Origin of the sequence: Corallococcus carmarthensis (assembly GCF_003611695.1) — a bacterium.
GTDB lineage: Bacteria > Myxococcota > Myxococcia > Myxococcales > Myxococcaceae > Corallococcus > Corallococcus carmarthensis.
The window spans coordinates 35,310-55,743 of sequence record NZ_RAWE01000010.1; the positions used below are offsets into that span (position 1 = coordinate 35,310).

The window sequence follows — 20,434 nt, forward strand, 5'->3', positions numbered from 1 at the left end:
TCTGACCATTCTCCTCGAAGGGCCGCTCAGTCCGAGCGCCCCGGCAGGTTCCGCTTCAGCTTATTGAACAAGCGTTGCGCCAGGGGAACAGAAGTCTCCTGGGTGGCAGTCTTTGGCGGCGTAACGGGCTGCGTCCTGGCGGCGGGAGCCGGGGCCTGGGCCACCGGCGCGAGCTGCGAGGCCACCTGTTCCAGCGTGTTGAGCAGGAGCGTGCGCGGGTGCAGCTCCTGGTTCAGCTCCTTCCGGACGCGCATCACCACCTGGAAGGACAGGAGCGAGTGCCCGCCGATGTTGAAGAAGTTGTCGTGCACGCCCACCTGCGCGATGCCCAGCACCTCCCGCCAGATGCGCGCCAGCTGCTGCTCCATCGGCGTGCGCGGCGCGACGAAGGCGTCCTCGACGGGACGCGTGGTGCCCGCCGGAGGCGGCAGGGCCTTGCGGTCCACCTTGCCGTTCGGCGTGAGCGGCAGCGTTTCCAGCTCCACGAAGTGCTGCGGCACCATGTACTGCGGCAGCTGCGTGCGCAGGTGCTTGCGAAGCTCCGTGTCGGTGTAGGCCTGTCCCGGCTTCGTCACGAGGTACGCGACGAGGCGGCGGTCACCCGGGCGGTCCTCGCGCACGAGGGCCACGGCCTGCGCCAGCGACGGGTGCGAAGCCAGCGCCGCTTCGACTTCGCCCAGCTCGATGCGGAAGCCGCGCAGCTTCACCTGCGAGTCATTGCGGCCCAGGTACTCCACGGTGCCGTCGGCCAACCACCGGGCCAGGTCGCCCGTGCGGTACATGCGCTCGCCAGGGCGGAAGGGATTGGCCAGGAAGCGCTCCTGCGTCAGCTCCGGCCGGTGCAGGTAGCCCAGCGTCACGCCGTCACCGCCGATGTACAGCTCGCCCGCGACGCCCACCGGCACGGGGGCCAGGTGAGAGTCGAGGAGGTAGAGCTGGGTGTTGGCGATGGGGCGGCCGATGCGGATGGAGGAGAGGGGAGGCTGCACGCGCCAGGTGGTGGACCAGACGGTGGTCTCCGTGGGGCCGTACATGTTCCAGAGGCTGGCGACGCGAGCGAGCAGGGCTTCGGCCAATTCGCGGGGAAGCGCTTCTCCACCGACGAGAGCCTTGAAGCCGGGACGCGGCTGCCAGCCGGCCTCCAGCAGCAGGCGCCAAGTGGAGGGCGTGGCCTGCATGACGGTGACGGCGTTGGCTTCGAGGGCGGCCTTGAGGAGCGCGCCGTCGGAGGCGGTGTCACGGGAGGCGAGCACCACCTGGGCACCGGTGGTGAGGGGCAGCAGCAGCTCCAGCACGGCGATGTCGAAGGAGAGCGTGGTGACGGCGAGCAGGACGTCCTGGGCGGAGAGGCTCGGGGCCTCCTGCATGGTGCCCAGGAAGTTCACCACCGCGCGGTGCGGCACGCGCACGCCCTTGGGCTTGCCCGTCGAACCCGACGTGTAGATGACGTACGCCACGGCTTCGGGCGTGACGTCGGGAACCTCGGGGGCCGTGTCCGCCTGCGACGTGGTGTCCTCGACGAAGAGGGACTTCGCCGTGGTGGAGGGCAGGGTGCTCTGGATCGCGCGCTGCGTGACGATGAGCGAGAGCTTCGCGTCCTCGACCATGAAGGCGAGGCGCTCCGGTGGGAAGCCGGGGTCCAGCGGGACGTAGCCCGCGCCGGCTTCCAGGATGCCCAGCAGGCCCACCACCATGTCCGGGCCGCGCTCGGTGAAGAGGCCGACGAGGCCTCCCGGCGCGAGGCCCTCCTGCTTGAGCGCGTTCGCCACCTGGTGGCTGCGCTGCAGGAGCTGACGGTAGGTGAGCGTCACGGCGCCGGAGCGCAGGGCCACCGCGTCGGGCGTGGCCTGGGCCTGCGCGGCGACGAGCGTGTGGACGAAGGCGTTCCGGTCGAACGGCTTCTCGGTGGCGTTCCAATCCACCAGCACGCGCTGCTTCTCCGCCTCGGGCAACAGCGGCAGGCGCGACACGGGGACTTCCGCGTCGGACACCGCGGCCCGCAGCAGCGTGCGGATCTGCTCGAGCATGCGGACGACGGTGTCCCGCTCGAACAGGTCGGTGTTGTAGTCCATGCCGCCGACGATGCCGTTCGCCGTCTCCTTCACCCAGAAGCTCAGGTCCAGCGGCGTCGCGTGCGCGTGCACGTGCACCTGGCCGTAGGTGAGGTCCCCCAGGCCGGCGCCGCGGTTGCGCACGTCCTGGAAGGTGAAGAACGTCTGGAACAGCGGCGTGCGGCTCAGGTCGCGCTGCACGCCCAGCTGCTGCATCAGCAGCTCGATGGGCATGTCCTGGTGGCCGAACGCCTCCATGCACGTGGTGCGCACGCGCTCCAGCAGTTGCCGGAACGTCTGCTCCGGCGCCAGCTGCGTGCGCAGGACGAGCGTGTTGACGAAGAAGCCCAGCAGGTCCTCGACCTCCGGATGCGAGCGGCCCCGGATGGGCGTGCCGACCACGAGGTCTTCCTGGCCGCTGTAGCGGTGCAGCAGCGTCTTGAACGCCGTGAGCAGCACCATGTACAGCGTGGCGTTGGACTCGCGGCCCAGCTTCGTGAGCGCGTCCACCTCCGCGCCGGTGAGGACGAAGGGCTCCGTGCCGCCCTTGAGGCTCATCTGCGCGGGGCGCGGCTTGTCGGTGGGCAGCTCCAGCGCGGGCAGGTTCCCGGAGAGCTTCCCCTTCCAGTAGCGCGCCTGCCGCTCCAGCTCCTCGCCCTGGAGCCAGTTGCGGTGCCACTCGGTGAAGTCCGCGTACTGGATGGGCAGGGTGGGGAGCTTGGGCTCCTGGCCCCGGGTGAGCGCGGAGTAGATGACGTCCAGGTCGCGCAGGAACACGTCGAACGACCACCCATCCCAGATGAGGTGATGGGGCATGAAGAAGAGGACGTGCTCGTTGGCGCCCAGCCGGAACAGCGTCAGCCGGAACAGCGGCGGCGCGGTGATGGGGATGGACTCGTCCGCCAGCGCCTGGAGGCGGCGCAGCAGATCCTCCTCGCGCTGGTTCGCGGGGACGGGCTCCAGGTCCACCGGCTCCAGCTCCACCGTCAGCGACGGGGCCACGTGCTGCACCGGCGTGCCCTCATCCCACCGCACGAAGGTGCGCAGGGACGCCTGTCGCTCCAGCAGCTTGTTGAAGCTGAAGCGCAGCGCGCCCACGTCCAGCGCGCCGTGCAGGCGGAACGCGGAGGGCAGGTTGTAGACGGCCGTGCCCGGGTTGAGCTGCTCCAGGAACCACAGCCGCTGCTGCATGAGGGACAGCGGCGAGGGCGCGGTGCCAACACGGGGCGGGATGCGCTGCGCGGGGCTCGTGGCCCCGTCGTCGCCGCGCACCAGCCGGGCCAGCTTCTCCACGGTGGGCGCCTCGAACATGCGGCGCAGCGTGAGGCTCACGTCCAGGTCGCGGCTCGCGCGCGTGAGGGCCTGCGACGCCAGCAGCGAGTGGCCGCCCAGGCGGAAGAAGTCCGCCGTGACGCTGACCCGGCGCAGCCCCAGCACGTCCGCGAAGATGGCCGCGAGCTTCTGCTCCGTCTCGTCGCGAGGCGCGACGTAGGCGTCCTCCTGCGACTCCACCTGCGGCGACGGCAGGGCCTTGCGGTCCACCTTGCCGTTCGGAGTGAGCGGCAGCGCGGGCAGGGCCACGAAGTGCTGAGGCACCATGTACTCCGGCAGCCCCTGCTTGAGGTGCGCGCGGAGGACTTCATCCGAGGGCGTCGTCTGTCCGGGCCGCGCGATGAGGTACGCGACGAGGCGGCGGTCACCGGGCCGGTCCTCGCGCACGAGGGCCACGGCCTGCGCCAGCGACGGATGCGAGGCCAGCGCCGCTTCGACTTCGCCCAACTCGATGCGGAAGCCGCGCAGCTTCACCTGCGAGTCATTGCGGCCCAGGTACTCCACGGTGCCGTCCGCCAGCCACCGGGCGAGGTCGCCCGTGCGGTACATGCGCTCGCCAGGGCGGAAGGGGTTGGCCAGGAAGCGCTCCTGCGTCAGCTCCGGCCGGTGCAGGTAGCCCAACGTCACGCCGTCGCCGCCAATGTACAGCTCGCCCGCGACGCCCACCGGCACGGGGGCCAGGTGCGAGTCGAGGAGGTAGAGCTGGGTGTTGGCGATGGGACGGCCGATGCGGATGGAGGAGAGGGGAGGCTGCACGCGCCAGGTGGTGGACCAGACGGTGGTCTCCGTGGGGCCGTACATGTTCCAGAGGCTGCCAACGCGGGCGAGCAGGGCTTCGGCCAATTCGCGGGGAAGCGCTTCTCCACCGACGAGAGCCTTGAAGCCGGGACGCGGCTGCCAGCCGGCCTCCAGCAGCAGGCGCCAGGTGGAGGGCGTGGCCTGCATGACGGTGACGGCGTTGGCTTCGAGGGCGGCCTTGAGGAGCGCGCCGTCGGAGGCGGTGTCACGGGAGGCGAGCACCACCTGGGCACCGGTGGTGAGGGGCAGCAGCAGCTCCAGCACGGCGATGTCGAAGGAGAGCGTGGTGACGGCGAGCAGGACGTCCTGGGCGGAGAGGCTCGGGGCCTCCTGCATGGTGCCCAGGAAGTTCACCACCGCGCGGTGCGGCACGCGCACGCCCTTGGGCTTGCCCGTCGAACCCGACGTGTAGATGACGTACGCCACGGCCTCCGGAGAGACCTCCTGCGCCGGGAACTCGGTCTCGGGCTGCGAGGCCGTGTCCTCGAGGAGCAGGGGCTTCACGCTCGTGGACGGCAGGGACGCCACCAGGGCCTGCTGCGTGAGGATGGTGGAGAGCTTCGCGTCCTCGACCATGAAGGCGAGGCGTTCCGGCGGGAAGCCGGGGTCCAGCGGGACGTAGCCGGCACCGGCTTCGAGGATGCCCAAGAGGCCCACGACCATGTCCGCGCCGCGGTTCGTGAAGAGGCCGACGAGGCTTCCGGCCGCGACACCCTCCTGCTTGAGCGCATGCGCCACCTGATGGCTGCGCTGGAGCAGCTGCTGGTACGTGAGCGTCACGTCCCCCGCGCGCAGAGCCACCGCGTCGGGCGTGGCCCGCGCTTGCGCGGCGACGAGCGTGTGGACGAAGGCTTCGCGGTCGAACGGCTTCTGGGTGGCGTTCCAGTCCACCAGCACGCGCTGCTTCTCCGCGGCGGGCAACAGCGGCAGGCGCGCGACGGGCGCTTCCGCGTCGGCGACCACGCCCCGCAGCAATTCCTCGTAACACGCCATCCAGCGGCGAACCGAGGAGCCGTCGAAGAGGTCGGTGTTGTACTGGCACTCCAGCACCACGCGGCCATGGGCCTCGGCCGCGTTGATGAAGAGGTCGAAGTTCTCGAAGTGGCGCGGGTTGCTGGCCAGGGTGCAGGTGAGGCCCTGGAACGCCAGTTGCTCGCCCGTGACGGCCTGATCCACGTTGAACAGCACGTTGACCAGCGGCAGGCGGCTGGGGTCGCGCGGCAGCGCCAGCTGCTTGAGCAGCGTGCCGAACGTGTACTCCTGGTGCTCGTAGGCATCGAGCATCGTGGTGCGCAGCTGCTTGAGCACCTGCGTGAAGGGCGCCTCCGCGGCCACGTTGCTGCGCAGGGGCAGCGCGTTCACGCAGTGGCCCACCAGGTCCTTCAACCCGGCCACGGACTGGCCCGCGGCGGGGATGGCCACCACCACGTCCTCCAGGCCCGTCAGCCGGTGCAGCAACGCCTTGAAGCCCGCCAGCAGCGTGGTGAAGAAGCTGCCGCCGTGGCGCGCACCCACGCGCTTGAGCTGCTCCACGAGCGCGGGCTCCAGGACATAGTCCTCACGCCGCGAGCTGTACGTCTTGGACGGCGGACGGCGCCGGTCCAACGGCAGCTCCAGCACCGGCAGCGCGCCGGAGAACTGCTTCAGCCAGTAGCGCTCGTGCTCCGCGTACTCCGGCGTCGTGGCCAGCTGGGCCTGCGCGCGGGCGTAGTCGCTGAACGTGGGCGCGGGCGAAAGCGTGTGCGGGGTCCGCCGCGCGTGCGCCGAATAGAACGTCGCCAGGTCGCGCAGCATCACCGCCATGGACCAGCCGTCGCACACGATGTGGTGCGCGGTCAGCGTCAGCAGGTGCTCCTGCGCGGACAGCCGGGCCAGGCGCGGACGCAAGAGCGGTCCGGTCTCCAGGGACAGCGGCGTCTCCACCTCGTGGGCCACGAGTTCGCGGACGCGGGCATCGCGCTCGGAGGGCGGCAGTGTGTCCAGCGCCAGGACCTCCAGCGGGAAGGGCGTGGAGGCGGCCACGCACAGCGTGAGGCCATCCGCGCTGAACGTGGAGCGCAGGGCTTCGTGCCGCTCCATCAGGTCCTGGAGCGCGGCGCGCAGGCACTCGACGTCCAGGGGCCCGTGCAGACGCACGGACATGGACTCGTTGAAGGCGCACGACGCGTCGGGACCCATCTGCACGCCGGTCCAGACCTCGCGCTGGGGCTCGGTGGACGGCGCGGTGAGCAGCAGCGCGGGCCCGGCGAACGGATCGAAGTCGTCGGGCAGGTCCTGAGTCGGGGTCGCGGGGGTCTTCATCGGGTCTCGCTCAGCTTGACGAACTTGCCGGGCACCGTGGGGTGCGGGACGAACCAGGCGGGGTTGCCCTGCGGATCACGCCCCAGGCGCGCGCCGGGGACGGGGGGCTGGTTGGAATCGAAGGCGGCGGGGGCCTGCGCCTGGGGACGGGCCGTGCCGGGCAGGAAGCCCGCGTCCTGCAGCTCCGTGACGCTGTCCTGGAACGCGGTGATGAGGCGCCGCAGGTCCGCGTCCGAGTGCGCGGTGGTGAAGAAGCACGGGAAGCCATCCCAGATGTGGATGCCCTTGTCGCGCAGCAGGCAGAACAGCAGGTCCGCGTTCGCGACGTCCGACGTGACGAAGGTCTTCCACAGCGACCCGAAGTGCTTGATGCGCAGCGGGGCGCCCACCTCGTCGAAGAACGCGTTGAGCGTGCTGGCGAGCGTGTCCGCCTTCGCGCTGACGCTGCGCTGGAGCTCCGGGCCCGCGGCCTTCATGTGCTCCAGCGCGGCCTTCGCGGCGGCGAGCGCCAGCGGGTGGCGCACGAACGTGCCGGCGAAGTACGTCACACCCACCGTGGGCACGGAGTCGTCGCCGAACTGCCAGTGGCCGCCGTCCAGCGCGTCCATGAACGGGCGCTTGCCCGCGATGACGCCAATGGGCATGCCGCCGCCCACGACCTTGCCGTAGGTGGCCACGTCCGCCTGCACGCCGAACACCGCCTGGGCGCCGCCCGGGTGCATGCGGAAGCCGGTGATGACCTCGTCGAAGATGTAGACGGAGCCGGACTTCTGGGTGAGGTCGCGCAGCTGGTGCAGGAACTCGCGCGGCTGGAAGTCCGGGCGGCGGCTCTGCACGGGCTCCACCATGATGGCCGCCAGCGAGTCCGCGCGGGAGCGCAGGATTTCGAGCGACTCCGGCGTGCCGTAATCCAGCACCAGCACGTCCTGCACCGCGCCCGCCATGATGCCCGGGGCGGCCGGCACGGTGCGCAGGCTCTTGGTGCCGCGCACCAGCACTTCGTCGAAGATGCCGTGGTAGCTGCCGGAGAAGATGGCCACCGTGCTGCGGCCGGTGACGGTGCGGGCGATACGCAGCGCGCCCATCACCGCCTCGGAGCCGGTGTTGCAGAGCGCCGCGCGGTCCGCGCCGGTGAACTCACAGACGAGCCTGGCGACCTCGCCGGCCAGCGGGTGCATGGGCCCCAGCTCGTAGCCGTCGTCCACCTGCTGGTGCACGGCCTGGGTGATGAAGTCCGGCGCGTGGCCGAACATCACGGAACCGAAACCGTTGAGCGCGTCCAGGTACTCGTTGCCGTCCACGTCCCAGAGCTTGGAGCCCTTGGAGCGGTTCACGGCCAGCGGATAGATGAGCTCCTTGAGCAGCGGACGGAAGCCCGTCACCACGCGCGGATCCGACAGCTGGCCGCGGTTCTCCTGGGCGGAGCGCTTGGAGCCCTGCGTCTTCGCCGTATAGCGGCGGGTGAAGTCCTCCAGGAACGTCTGCTGCCGGGGCGTGAGCGCGTCCTTCGGCGCGAGGCTGATGCGCGCGATGGCGCCGAAGGCCTTCTTCACGTCGTACTTCACCGGGCCCTTGAGGTCGGCCTCATCGGGCGCGGCGGCCGGGGCGGCCACCGGAGCGGGCGCGGGCTGCGCGGCCTGCGGCTGCGCGGCCTGGACCTGCTCGGACGGAGCCTGCGCGGCGGGAGCCTGGGTGAAGGCCTGCGGGGCCAGCGCCTGCGCGGGCTGTCCGGACAGGAGCGCGAGCTGCTGGGTCATCAGCCAGAGCTGCTGCGCGACGACCGCCTGGATAGAACCGGCGGGCGCGGCCGGGAAGGCACCGACAGCCGGCATGGCCTGGGCCGGGAACGCGGCGCCAGCGGGCATGCCCTGCGCGGGGAAGGAGCCGGCGGCAGGCGCGGCCTGAGCCGGGAACGCGGCGCCCGCGGACGTGGCGACCTGCGGCTGACCGAGGATGTTCGCGGTGAGCTGCGTGGTCGGGGCGGCGGCCACCGGCGCGGGCGCGGCCTCCGGGGGCATGCGTCCATCGAGGAACGCGGCGAGCTGTCCCAGCGACGGGACCTCTTCCAGCAACTGCCGGAACGTCACCTTCACGCCGAACTGCTTCTGCACCGCGAGCGCCGCCTGCGTGAGCACCAGCGAATCGAGCCCCAGCTCCAGGAAGCTCGCGCCCGGATCCGCGTCGGCCAGCTCCAGGCCGCTCAGCTCCTCGAACAGGTTGCGCAGGGTGGGGACGAGACGCTCGGCACGGGGAACAGGGGCGGGACTCACGGCGACTCCGGTGGAGGGTGTTGGGGCGGGCTCGGACGCCCGCTCGAGGTCGATCCAGTGGCGCTGCCGCTGGAAGGGATACGTGGGAAGGGTGACGCGCTGGCGCTGCTCGTCGGCGTGGAAGGCCCGCCAGTCCAGGGCAACGCCCCGGCGCCAGAGCTGGCCCGCGGCATTCAGGAGGGCGGCCCAGTCGGCGGCATCGCCACTGGACTCGCCCAGGGACGTGAACACCCGCGCGCGCTGGTCGGACGTGGCCTGCTGCCGCGCCAGGGTGGCGAGCGTCACGCGCGGGCCCACCTCCAACAGCAGGTGGTCGCCCTTGTCCCAGAGCGTGCGCAGCGCGGGCGAGAATCGCACCGTGTCGCGCAGGTGCCGCGCCCAGTATTCAGGCGACGTCGCCTCGGAAGGCTTCAGCCACGTGCCCGTCGCCGTGGAGACGATGGGGATGCGCGGCTCCGACAGGCGCACGCCCTTCACCGCCTCCAGGAAGGGCGCCACCGCGGCGTCCATCATCGGCGAATGGAACGCGTGCGACGTCTGGAGCGTCCGGCACGCGGTGCCCTCCGCCTCCAGCGCGGCCTGGAGCCGCTGCACGGCCTCCGTGGGCCCGGACACCACGCACAGGCGCGGCCCGTTGTCCGACGCGATGGCCAGCCCGTCCGTCAGCCGGGGCGCCAGCGCTTCGGCGGACAGGCGCACCGACAACATGCTGCCCGGCGCCTGCGCCTGCATGAGCTGGCCGCGCTTCGCCACCAGGTGCAGCGCGTCCTCCAGCGTGAAGACACCCGCGAGGCACGCGGCGACGAACTCGCCCACGCTGTGGCCCACGAGCGCGCCCGGCCGCACGCCCCAGCTCCACCAGAGCTGCGCGAGCGCGTACTCCACGGTGAAGAGGGCCGCCTGCGCGAACGACGTCTGGCGCAGCGCCTCCGCGGCCTCGGGTGACTCGGGGTCCTTCGGGAAGAGCACCTCGCGCAGGTCGCGCCCGAGCAGCGGCTTGAGCACCTCCGCGCACGCATCCACCGTGGCGCGGAAGGCCGGCGCGTGGCGGTACAGCCCGTGCGCCATGTCGGGATGCTGCGAACCCTGGCCCGGGAAGAGGAACGCGACGGGCGGCGTGGACTCCAGCCCGGAAGCCTCCGGCTCGGCCGCCGTCAGCGCTCGCACGGCCTCTTCATGGGTGCCCGCCACCACGGCGCGGCGGAACGGGAACGCCTTGCGGCCCGTGGCCAGCGTGTGCGCCACATCCGCGAGCGATTCCTCCGGATGCGTCTGGAGGTGCGTGGCCAGCCGCAGCGCCGCCTGCGTCAGCGCCGCGGGCGTCTTCGCGGACAGCGTCAGGAGCTGGCGCGGCTTGGAAGGACCGGAGGCGGGACGCTCGGGGGCCTCCTCCACCACGACGTGCGCGTTGGTGCCGCCCACGCCGAACGAGCTCACCCCCGCGCGCAGGGGGCCCGTGCCCTCCGGCCACGCGGAGCGCTTCGCCTGCACGAAGAAGGGGCTGCGCGGGAAGTCGATCTTCGGATTGGGCGTCTGGAAATGCAGCGTCGGCGGCAGCTCGCGGTGCTTCATCGCGAGCACCGTCTTGAGCAGGCCCGCCACGCCTGCCGCGGCGGTGAGGTGGCCGAAGTTGCTCTTCACCGAGCCGATGGCGCAGAAGCCCGTGTCCGAGGTGTGCGCGCGGAACGCCTGCGACAGCGCCTCCACCTCGATGGGGTCGCCCAGCGGCGTCGCCGTGCCGTGCGCCTCCACGTAGCGGATGGTGCGCGGGTCGATGCCCGCGTTCGCATGCGCCGTCGCGATGGCGGTGGCCTGCCCCTCCACGCCCGGCGCCGCGAAGCTCACCTTGGCCGCGCCGTCGTTGTTGATGCCCACGCCGCGCAGCACCGCGTGGATGACGTCGCCGTCCGCCTGCGCGTCCGACAGGCGCTTGAGCACCACCGCGCCCAGGCCGTCGCTGAAGAGGGTGCCGGTGGCGTTCGCGTCGAAGGGGCGGCAGTGCCCGTCCTGGGAGAGCATGCCGCCCTCCTGGTACAGGTGGCCGGACTTCTGCGGCACCGTCACGGACGCGCCGCCCGCCAGCGCCACGTCGCACTGATGCGTCTGGAGTGCCCAGAACGCCTGGGCCACCGCGACGAGCGACGTGGAGCACGCGGTGTTGAGCGACAGCGCCGGCCCGCGCAGGTCCAGCTTGTGCGCGACGCGGGTCGCCACGTAGTCCTTCTCGTTGGCGACCATCGCCTGGAAGGCGCCCACGCGGCCCACGATGTCCTGCCGGGGAAGCACGTGCAGCGGCTGGTAGCTGTTGTTGTGCGTGCCCGCGAAGACGCCGATGAGGCCGGGGTACGTCTCCGGCACGCAGCCGGCGGACTCCAGCGCCTCCCAGGCCGTCTCCAGGAACAGGCGCTGCTGCGGATCCATCACCTGCGCCTCCTTCGGCATGATGCCGAAGAAGGCCGCGTCGAACAGCTCCACGCCGTCCAGGATGCCGCGCGCCCGCACGTACTCGGGGGCATCGCGCTCGGCGGCGGGCACGGACGGGTCCACCTCCTCGCGCGAGAAGGTGGCGACGGACTCCACGCCGCCCACCAGGTTCTTCCAGAACGTCTCCACGTCGGGCGCGCCCGGGAAGCGGCCCGCCATGCCGATGATGGCCACCGGCTCCGCGCCGCCCGACGCCTGCTGACGCTTCGCCTGCCGTGCCTCCGCCAGCTGCTTGAGCGACGGACGCGACGCATCCCCGGTGAGCACCGCCGCGAGCTGCGCCACCGTGGGGGACTGGAACAGCTGGACGATGGGGATCTCCAGCCCGTGCGCCTGCCGAAGCCGCGCCACGCACTGGAGCGCGAGCAGCGAGTTGCCGCCCAGCTCGAAGAAGCTGTCGTGCACGCCCACCCGGTCGATGCGGAGCAGCTGCGCCCAGGCGTCCGCGAGCGTGCGCTCCAGCGGCGAGCGCGGCGCGACGAACGCCTGCTGCAACTCCGGTCGCGTGGGCAACGGGGCGGGAAGGGCGCGGCGGTCGATCTTCCCGCTGGGCGTGCGCGGCAGGGCCTCCATGAGGACGAACGCGGAGGGCACCATGTAGTCCGGCACCCGCGTGGACAGGTGGCGCCGCAGCGTCCCGGCCGCGTGCTCCAGCGTGCCGTCCGGGACGACGTACGCGACCAGCCGCTTGTCGCCGGGCACGTCCTCGCGCGCCACCACCGCCACCTGCTTCACGGCCGGATGGCTGCCGAGCGCGACTTCAATCTCGCCCAGCTCGATGCGGTAGCCGCGCACCTTCACCTGGCCGTCGATGCGGCCCAGGAACTCCACGTTGCCGTCCGGCAGCACGCGCGCCAGGTCGCCCGTCTTGTATGCGCGCTCGCTGGTGCCGGGCTTGAGCGGGTGCGCCACGAAGCGCTCCGCCGTCAGCGCCTCGCGGTGCAGATAGCCACGCGCCAGGCACACGCCCGCGAGGTACAGCTCACCGGACTCGCCCTGCGGCACGGGCTTCTTCTGCTCATCCAGCACCAGCAGCTCGCAGCCATCCAATGCCTTGCCAATGGGCGGCAGCGCGGGCCACGCCTCCGGGGAGCCCCGGAGCACGTAGCTGGAGACGACGTGCGTCTCCGACGGGCCATAGTGGTTGTGCAGCGCGCAGCCCGGCAGCGCGGAGAAGAACGCGCGCAGGTGGTGCGTCACCTGGAGCTGCTCGCCCGCGGTGACGACCTCCCGCAATGACGGCGGCACCTTCTGGTGCGAGGTGGCGATCTCCGCCACGTTCTGCAGCGCGATGAAGGGCAGGAACAGCCGCTCCACGCGCTCGTCGGCCAGCAGCTGCAACAGCAGCACGGCGTCCAGCCGCAACGCGTCCCGCACCAGCACCAGCGTTCCGCCGGAGCACCAGGTGCCGAACAGCTCCTGGAACGACACGTCGAAGGACAGCGGGGAGAACTGCAGCGTGCGCGTGCCCGGCCCCGCGATGGACTGACCCAGCTGCCACGCGATGAGGTTGGCGAGCGGCCGGTGGCCCATGGCCACGCCCTTGGGCGTGCCCGTGGAGCCCGACGTGTAGATGGCGTAGGCCAGCCCTTCCAGGCTCGACGCGTCCACCGGCGAGGCCGGGGCGCCGGAGGCGAAGAGGGCAGGGGATTCATCCAGGCACAGCACCGGGCCCGCGAAGGCAGGCAGCCCCGCGCGCAGCTTCGCCTGGGTGAGCAGCACAGGCGCCTTCGCGTCCTCCAACATGAAAGCCAGACGTGGCGCGGGATAGGCCGGGTCCAATGGCAGATATGCGCCGCCTGCCTTGAGCACGGCCAGCACCGCCACCACCATCTCCACCGAGCGCTCCAGGCACACGCCGACGAGCACGTCCGTGGTGACACCCAGGCCCCGCAGGTGGTGCGCGAGCTGGTTGGAGCGCCGCTCCAACGCCGCGTACGTCAGCCCCGTGCCCTCGAACCGGACCGCCTCGGCGTCAGGCGTGCAGGACGCTTGCGCGGTGAAACGCGCCACCACTGTCTGCATGAGCGCTGCATCCACGGAGATATCCCCCAGGGCCATCCGACCTTCTGGTTCCGAACGTTTGAAATGGAAGGGGATGGGAAAGACGGGCCAACCCGGCCCCCGAGCATGCCATGCCTGGAAAGGAATGATCGCGCCTGGGCAGATTCCTTACATCCGGACGGCCCCTTGGCCGCCCCCCAGCCTTCGCATTCAGAGAAAGCGCGAAAAGAACGCCAGGACGCGGCGTGGATATTCTTCCGGCGAGGCCTGGAGGTAGTTCTCGTGCCCCGCGCCAGGCACGCGCCACTTCTCCCAGGGGCCTTGACCCTGGCGCAGGAGGTCCTCCAGCGCGGCGTCCGGCACCCACGGATCCGCCGCGCCGGCCACCAGCAGGACGGGGCGGCCCGCCAGCGCGGCCATGTCACGCGCGGGCTGCACGGCGTTCACGTCCACGCCCGCGCGCTTCATCACCCCCAGCGCAGGCCAAAGGCCCAGGGGGCCCCAGTGTCCCAGCTCATCCTGGAGCGCCTGCGCGGGCGCCACCGCCGCGGCCTCCACCACCACGGCCTTGAGTCGCGGATCCGCCGCCGCGGCCTTCAGCACCGAATAGCCGCCCAGGGAGAACCCGAGCGCACCGATGCGCTTCGCGTCCACCTCCGGCTGATGCGCGGCGAAGTCCACCGCGGCCTGCACCTGGGCCGCCTCGCGGTCGCCGTAGGTGGACACCGTCCCGCCGCTTTCACCGTGCGCGCCCAGGTCGAAGAGCACCAGCCCGTACCCGGCCTTCGCCAGGAACCGGGCCTCCGGCAAAAGCTGCGTGCGGTTGCCTGTCAGGCCATGGACCAGGATGACGAGCGCCCCGTCGCGCGGCGGCAGGTACCAGCCCTTGAGCTGGAGGCCGTCGCGGTCCTGGAACGCCACGTCGCGCAAGCCCGCGAACTCCGCTTCTTGCGGCGGACTCCCCACCGGCTGCCGGGGCGGGTGCACCTCCTGGGAGATGTAGCGCGCGCTGCGCACCGCGACCCAGGCCGCCATCGCCAGCAGGGCCACGCCACCCAGCACCAGCCCGGCGATGAGCGGACGCTTCACGCGGACTCCCGGGCCACCCATGCGTCGACTTTCGCCTCCAGCACGTCCAGCGGCAGCGAGCCCGTCAGCAGCACTTCGTCATGGAACGCCTTCACGTCGAAGCGCGTCCCCAGCGCGGCCTCTGCCCGGTCGCGCAGCGCGCGCATGCGCAGCTGGCCGACCTTGTACGCCAGCGCCTGGCCCGGCCACGCGATGTAGCGGTCCACCTCGTTGGTGATGTCCAGCTCCTGGCGTGGCGCGTTCTCCATGAAGAAGTCCAGCGCCTGCTTGCGCGTCCACCGCTTCGCGTGCAGGCCGGTGTCCACCACCAGCCGCACCGCGCGCCACATCTCGTAGGCCAGCTGGCCGAACTTGTCGTGCGGGTCGTCGTACAGGCCCAGCTCGTCGCCCAGCGACTCGCTGTAGAGCGCCCAGCCTTCATCGAAGGCCACGTAGGACGTGAAGCGGCGGAAGTCCGGCACGTCGGTCTGCTCGGAGGCCAGCGACACCTGGAAGTGGTGGCCGGGCACGGCCTCGTGCAGCGTCAGGGGCACCATCTCCCAGACGGGCCGCGTCTCCGGCCGGTAGAGGTTCACCTGGAAGGTGCCCGGGCGCGAGCCGTCCGCGGAGGCCGGGAAGTAGAAGCCCGTCGTCACGTCCGGGGCCATGGCCTCCGGGATGGGTTCGACGACGTAGGGCTTCTTCGGCATCGTCCGGAACAGGCGCTCGAGCAGCGGATCAATGCGCTTCGCCAGCGCCCGGTAGCGCGCGAGCAGCGATTCGCCCGTGGGTTCGTAGAAGCGCGGCTCCGTGCGCAGCATTTCGAAGAAGGCCTGCCGCGTGCCGGTGAAGCCCGTGCGCGCCATCACCCCGTCGAGCTCCGCGCTCAGCCGCTGGACCTCCGCGAGCCCCATCGCGTGGATCTCATCGGGAGTCAGGCGCGTCGTCGTGTGCCGGCGCGCCAGCACCGTGTACATCGCTTCACCCTCCGGGAACTGCCACACGCCCACGGTCTCCGGAGCGGCGGGGAGGTACTCCGCCGTCACGAAGTCCAGGGCGCGCTTGAGCGCGGGCACCACGGTGTTCGCGATGGCGTCACGGCCCGCCTGCTGAAGCCTCCGCGCGTCCTCCGGTGCGAAGTCCTTCGGCATGCGCGTGAAGGGGCTGTAGAAGCCGCTCCGCGCCGGATCCTCCACCACCTGCCGCTCCAGCTGCGGCGGGATGCGCTGGAGCACGATGCGCGGGTGGATGCGGTGCTGGCGCATGCCCTCGCGCATCAGCGCCACCACCTGATCCGCGTAGGTGCCGAAGCGCTCCAGCCGCTTCACCCAGTCCTCGTAGTCCCGCACCGTTTCGAAGCGCAGGGTGTCCGCGAGCTGGTACGCCGTCTGGAGCCCCGGCGGCTGCTTGAGCCCCTCCGGCAGGCCGCCCATCTGGTTGAGGGGCAGGAGGTGCCACTTCACCCCGTACTCTTCAATCCACGTCTCGTGCATCCGGCGGAAGAGGTCCAGATGCAGCCGGTCCGCGTCGTCATCCAGCCCGGCGCGGTCCACGTCCTCAAGCCGGCGCAGCACGTCATGGCTGTGCCGGTGATCCGCCTCCAGCGCGGCGAGGCTCAAGTCATCCCACGTGTCGTTCCAACGCCGGTCCCCGAGGAGCGACGCGTAGGTGGGGTACTGCTGGAGCGAGTACTGCCACTCCGCTTCCAGCAGGGCGTGCAACGCGGCGGAGGCAGCACCGCGCTGGCGGACGGACTCGGATGACATGGACGGACTCCGGAGTGGGAACCGCGATTACACGAACATCGTAGGATCGAACTCGTCCACGTTGACCGGCAGCAGCCGGGGAAGGGGACGCTGGAAGACGCGGGCGTTGAGCTCCAGGTCGACGACCTTCAGGCCCAGGGGGGTGAGCTCGCGGAAGCGCTGGCTCACGTACTCGCGCAGGCCGAGCACGGCGACCTGGCGCTTCTCCTCCAGCAGGGGCTTGAGCGCCTCCGCGAAGTCCGCGCCGTCGTGGCTGGCCAGGCCGACCGCCGCCCCCGGGCGCTGGGTGCGGATGTTCTCCAAGAGCTTGAGGATGCCCAGGTCCACGACCTTCTGATCCGGCCGGCCGTGCAGCAGCGCGACCTCACACCCCGCGGACTTCAGCGCGCGCACGAAGCCAATCATCGCGTCGGGAAGCTGCTCGCCGCGCGCGTTGAGCACCACCACGCAGCGTACGGGCTTGGGGAAGTAGGTGTCGCAGAAGGCGACGAGCCGGTCGAACTGCACCCGATCCTGGGGCTCGGGTTTGCGTCCGACGATGTTGGAGACGGCCCAGTCGACGTTCTCGGCGTCGATGAGGACGTAGGATGCGGCGGCGGGTCGGGCGGATTGCATGGCGGGCACAATACGCGGGCTGCCGCCCGTTGTGGGTTTTCATCGACCCACGCGAATGCGCCGGAACTCCTCGAGCAGCAGTTCCGACACGCGCCGCACGCGGGGAATATCCAGCGCGGACTTCGCGCAGACCAGGTGGGTCTGGCTCCGGGAGAAGGGCCCCAGGTCCAGGTCCAGGGGCACCAGCTGCGTGGGGCGCGTGAAGCGGTGCGCCATGCGCGCCATCACCATCGCGCCCAGGCCGGCCTCCGCCGCCGCGAGCATCACCAGGTAGTTGTCCGCGGTGAACGACGGGGCGAAGCCGGGGATCATCGACTCCAGCTGGGGGTTGGGCGGGACGGATTCGAAGGGAGGCCCCCAGGCCACCCAGGGCAGCTGCTGGAGCGTCACCTTCTTGGGCAGCCGGGCCTTGAGGGCCTTGGACACGAAGACGCTGTTGGGGACCTCCAGCGTGTCCACGAGCTTGAGGTCCGCGCTGGTGGGAAGCCGTCCGCGCAGCGCGAGGTCTGCTTCGCCTCGTCCCAGGTCCAGGTACTGGATCTGCGAATGCACCTCCAGGCGCAGGCCCGGGTGCTTCTGGGCGACGAAGGCGGCGAAGGGGGCCACGAAGTCGAAGCTCATGAACGGCGTGGCCGTCACGCGCACGATGCCCCGGGGCGAGCTGTCCGCGGACTCCGCCGCGCGGTGCAGCTCCCCGGCCCACTCCGCCATCTTCTTCGCGGGAACGACGAGCCGCTCGCCAGCCGCCGTGAGCGCCGCGCCCTCCACGCCGCGGCGGAACAGTGACGCGCCCACCGCGTACTCCAGCGCGGCCAGCCGCCGGCTCACCGTGGGCTGGCCGATGCGCAGCCGCCTCGCCGCCCCGCTGAAGCTGCCCGTCTCCGCGATGGCGAGGAACAGCCGGGCGTCATCCCAGGAGATATCCATGAATGGATGGCATCATGCCGTTTTGATGGATTTCCATCCACGGGCGCATCCCGCATCTTCCCGCCTGTCCCGAACGCCCGGTGCCTCGTGCCCGGAAGAAGGAGTCCCGCCATGAAGTCCACCCTGTTCGCGCTCTGCCTGGCCGTCGCGGGTATCGCCACCGGTTGCGCCACGTCCTCCCACGGCGTCCAGAAGTCCGCGCTCGGCGTGACGCGGCCCGCGGACGCGCTGCTCGCGGAGCTGGACGTGCCGGGGCCGGTGGAGCTGGAGACGGTCACCTCGTGCGACTGGGCGGTGGACCGCGGCGGCCTCATCAACCTGGACCACCCCACGGCGAAGGCGGCGCACCTGGAGGACGGGGACGAACCCGCGCAGGTCTTCTTCCATGCGCTGCGCCACCCGACGAAGGGGTTGTACATCGTGGACACCGGCGTGGAGACGGCGCTGCGGGACGCGCCGGACCGCGCGGCGCTGGGCGGCATCGTGGCGAACGCGATGCACATGGAGAAGATGACGGTGCTGGAGCCGCTGGGCGAGTGGCTGGCGAAGCAGCCCCAGCCGCTCTCCGGTGTCTTCCTCACGCACCTGCACCCGGACCACATCAGCGGCATGGCGGACGCTCCGGCGGGGACGCCCGTGTTCACCGGCCCGGGTGAGGCGGGCAGCCGCGCCTTCAGGAACCTGGTGGTGCAGGGCGCCACGGACCGCGCGCTGGCGGGCAAGCCGGCGCTGTCCGAGTGGAACTACACTGCGGACCCGAAGGGGCTCTTCGACGGCGCGGTGGACGTCTTCGGGGACGCGTCCGTGTGGGCGCTCTGGGTGCCGGGGCACACGCCGGGCAGCACCGCGTACCTCGTGCGCTCCACGAAGGGGCCAGTGCTGCTGCTGGGCGACGCCAGCCACACGCGCTGGGGCTGGGAGCACGACGTGGAGCCGGGCTCCTTCACGGAGGATGGGCCGCGCGGCGTGGTGAGCTTCAAGAAGCTGCGCGCCTTCGTCGCGGCGCACCCGGAGGTGGAGGTGCGCTTCGGCCACCAGCACTGAGGCTGTCAGGGCCTCCCCGGAACGCGCGGCGGTAGGCGAGGGGACTGGTGGTGACGAAGCGTTGGAAGTGTTCGCGGAACGTGGTGGGCGACCCGAAGCCCACCTTCTGCGCGACGGCCTCCACGGACTGGCTGGTGGTCTCCAGCAGGTGCTGGGCGCGGCGCACGCGGGCGTGGAGGAGCCACTGGAGGGGCGTGGTGCCGGTCTGCTCCCGGAAGCGGCGGCTCAGGGTGCGCTCGCTCAGCGCCGCCTTCCGGGCGAGGGCCTGGAGCGTGAGCGGCCGGTGCAGGTGGTCCTCCATCCAGTACAGGAGCGGCTCCAGCGACGCGCCTTCGGGCGTGGGGGGCACGTGGGTGATGAACTGGGACTGGCCGCCGTCCCGCTCCAGCGGCATCACGGCCAGCCTGGCCGCGTCCGCCGCCACCGCGGAGCCATGGTCGCGCCGCACCAGGTGCAGGCAGAGGTCCAGCCCCGCCGCCGCGCCCGCGGAGGTGAGGAACTGGCCGTTGTCGACGTAGAGGACGTTGGGATCCACCTGGATGGAGGGGAAGCGCCGGGCCAGCTCCTCCGCGGCCATCCAGTGCGTGGTCGCGCGCAGTCCGTCGAGCAGCCCCGTCGCGGCCAGCAGGAACGCCCCCGAGCAGATGGACGCGATGCGCGTGCCCCGGCCCGCCGCCGCGCGGAGCGCCTTCACGAGCCTGGGGGGAACGGGCGCGGAGACGTCCATGATGCCGGGCAGGAAGATGGTGTCCGCGCGCGCCAGTGCGCCCAGGCCATGGTGGGTCTTCACCCGGAACGCGCCCGCGTGGACCTCTGGTGTCAGGCCGCAGACGCGGACCTGGTAGCCGGGGCCGCCGAAGGGCAGCCGCACGTGGCGGAAGACCTCGGTGGGAATCGAGAGGTCGAAGGGCACCACTCCGTCCAGCGCGACGATGGCCACCGTGTGCATGGCGGGAAGATGCCAGGACAGGGGTGTTCCCGCCAGCGTCGGCCGTGGCGGGAAGTCGTCGGAAAATGGCGTTTCCGCCACTCACGGCGCGGGTGAGGGGCGTGCCATACGGACGGGGTGCGAAGGGTGCACGGTGAGGATGCCGGGTGTTGATCTACCGCTTGCTGCTCCTGCTGAAGTTCGTGGGCGTGGTGCTCTACGGAGGCGGGCTCGTGGGTGCGTTGGTGGCAACGGGTTCGCTGGAACGCAAGCGCGCGGTGCACGCCATCGCGTCGCCGGGGTTGGTGGTGACGTGGACGGCGGGCTACCTGCTCACGCTCCAGCTCAACGTCGCGCTGACGGAGCCGTGGGTCCTGGGTGGGCTGTCGTTGTCGCTGGTGTCGCAGCTGGCGCTGGTGGCCATGGCGACCCGTGAGCGGCGCACGGTGGTGGGGGCGCTGCTGGCGGCGGTGCCGTTCTTCTGCGTCCTGGTGCTGATGATCTTCCGGCCGCGCTGGCCAGGAGTGGAGCCATGAATGCGCTGCGGCAGCTCCGGTGGGTGGCCTTCCTGGAGGGGATGTCCTTCCTGGGGCTGCTCTTCATCGCGATGCCGGTGAAGTACCTGCTGGGGCAGCCCCTGGCGGTGAAGGTCGCGGGCAGCGTCCACGGGCTCCTGTTCCTGCTCTTCATGTCCTCGCTGTTCCGCGCGGCCTCCGAGCATGGCTGGCCGGCGCGCCGTTCGTTCGCGGCGTTCGGCGCGTCGCTCGTGCCATTCGGGACCTTCGTGCTGGACCGCGCGCTGCGGCGGGAGGAGCAGCGCGTGGGGGACTGAGGTCTCCCACGCGA

Annotated in this window: 10 protein-coding genes; 3 read left to right on the forward strand and 7 right to left on the reverse strand. The window is 71.3% G+C overall.

What is annotated here, in order from left to right; genetic code table 11:
* Positions 1-26: 26 nt before the first annotated feature.
* The 6 genes from D7X32_RS04775 to D7X32_RS04800 all read right to left on the reverse strand — a co-directional run bounded on the left by D7X32_RS04775 (position 27) and on the right by D7X32_RS04800 (position 17,616).
* On the reverse strand, positions 27-6,482 hold the full coding sequence (locus D7X32_RS04775) for a non-ribosomal peptide synthetase (protein ID WP_120601309.1): 6,456 nt from the start codon (positions 6,480-6,482) through the stop codon (positions 27-29).
* On the reverse strand, positions 6,479-13,297 hold the full coding sequence (locus tag D7X32_RS04780) for a polyketide synthase (protein WP_120601310.1): 6,819 nt from the start codon (positions 13,295-13,297) through the stop codon (positions 6,479-6,481). Before D7X32_RS04780 ends, D7X32_RS04775 begins: the two co-directional genes overlap by 4 nt.
* Before the next feature lie 153 nt (positions 13,298-13,450).
* Positions 13,451-14,329 (reverse strand): alpha/beta hydrolase, encoded by an 879-nt coding sequence (locus D7X32_RS04785; protein WP_147450030.1) that lies wholly within the window; start codon positions 14,327-14,329, stop codon positions 13,451-13,453.
* Complete coding sequence (locus D7X32_RS04790; protein WP_120601312.1) at positions 14,326-16,074, reverse strand: DUF885 domain-containing protein; 1,749 nt, start codon at positions 16,072-16,074, stop codon at positions 14,326-14,328. The genes D7X32_RS04785 and D7X32_RS04790 overlap by 4 nt, the downstream gene beginning before the upstream one ends.
* Positions 16,075-16,101: 27 nt before the next feature.
* Entirely contained in the window at positions 16,102-16,689 is a 588-nt protein-coding gene (locus D7X32_RS04795; protein ID WP_120601363.1) for an NYN domain-containing protein, read from the reverse strand.
* Between the two features lie 39 nt (positions 16,690-16,728).
* Complete coding sequence (locus tag D7X32_RS04800) at positions 16,729-17,616, reverse strand: LysR family transcriptional regulator (RefSeq protein WP_120601313.1); 888 nt, start codon at positions 17,614-17,616, stop codon at positions 16,729-16,731.
* A gap of 111 nt (positions 17,617-17,727) precedes the next feature.
* Here D7X32_RS04800 and D7X32_RS04805 point away from each other — a divergent pair, with 111 nt between their 5' ends.
* Complete coding sequence (locus D7X32_RS04805) at positions 17,728-18,660, forward strand: MBL fold metallo-hydrolase (protein WP_120601314.1); 933 nt, start codon at positions 17,728-17,730, stop codon at positions 18,658-18,660.
* Here the strand turns inward: D7X32_RS04805 and D7X32_RS47455 are convergent.
* Positions 18,593-19,609 carry a GlxA family transcriptional regulator gene (locus D7X32_RS47455; protein ID WP_120601315.1) on the reverse strand — a complete coding sequence of 339 codons (1,017 nt, stop codon included), beginning with the start codon at positions 19,607-19,609 and terminating at the stop codon, positions 18,593-18,595. The two genes, D7X32_RS04805 and D7X32_RS47455, sit on opposite strands and share 68 nt — an antisense overlap.
* A gap of 146 nt (positions 19,610-19,755) precedes the next feature.
* Between D7X32_RS47455 and D7X32_RS04815 the strand changes: the two genes are divergently transcribed.
* Positions 19,756-20,124 carry a hypothetical protein gene (locus D7X32_RS04815; protein WP_120601316.1) on the forward strand — a complete coding sequence of 123 codons (369 nt, stop codon included), beginning with the start codon at positions 19,756-19,758 and terminating at the stop codon, positions 20,122-20,124.
* Positions 20,121-20,420, forward strand: coding sequence for a DUF3817 domain-containing protein (locus D7X32_RS04820; RefSeq protein WP_120601317.1), 300 nt, complete (start codon positions 20,121-20,123; stop codon positions 20,418-20,420). Before D7X32_RS04815 ends, D7X32_RS04820 begins: the two co-directional genes overlap by 4 nt.
* The last annotated feature ends 14 nt before the right edge of the window (positions 20,421-20,434 follow it).

Bases quoted from the DNA above. Each gene is read 5' to 3' on its own strand.
- D7X32_RS04775 (WP_120601309.1), bottom strand. From the start codon at position 6,482: ATGAAGACCCCCGCGACCCCGACTCAGGACCTGCCCGACGACTTCGAT.
- D7X32_RS04780 (WP_120601310.1), bottom strand. From the start codon at position 13,297: ATGGCCCTGGGGGATATCTCCGTGGATGCAGCGCTCATGCAGACAGTG.
- D7X32_RS04790 (WP_120601312.1), bottom strand. From the start codon at position 16,074: ATGTCATCCGAGTCCGTCCGCCAGCGCGGTGCTGCCTCCGCCGCGTTG.
- D7X32_RS04795 (WP_120601363.1), bottom strand. From the start codon at position 16,689: ATGCAATCCGCCCGACCCGCCGCCGCATCCTACGTCCTCATCGACGCC.
- D7X32_RS04800 (WP_120601313.1), bottom strand. From the start codon at position 17,616: ATGGATATCTCCTGGGATGACGCCCGGCTGTTCCTCGCCATCGCGGAG.
- D7X32_RS04805 (WP_120601314.1), top strand. From the start codon at position 17,728: ATGAAGTCCACCCTGTTCGCGCTCTGCCTGGCCGTCGCGGGTATCGCC.
- D7X32_RS47455 (WP_120601315.1), bottom strand. From the start codon at position 19,609: ATGCACACGGTGGCCATCGTCGCGCTGGACGGAGTGGTGCCCTTCGAC.
- D7X32_RS04820 (WP_120601317.1), top strand. From the start codon at position 20,121: ATGAATGCGCTGCGGCAGCTCCGGTGGGTGGCCTTCCTGGAGGGGATG.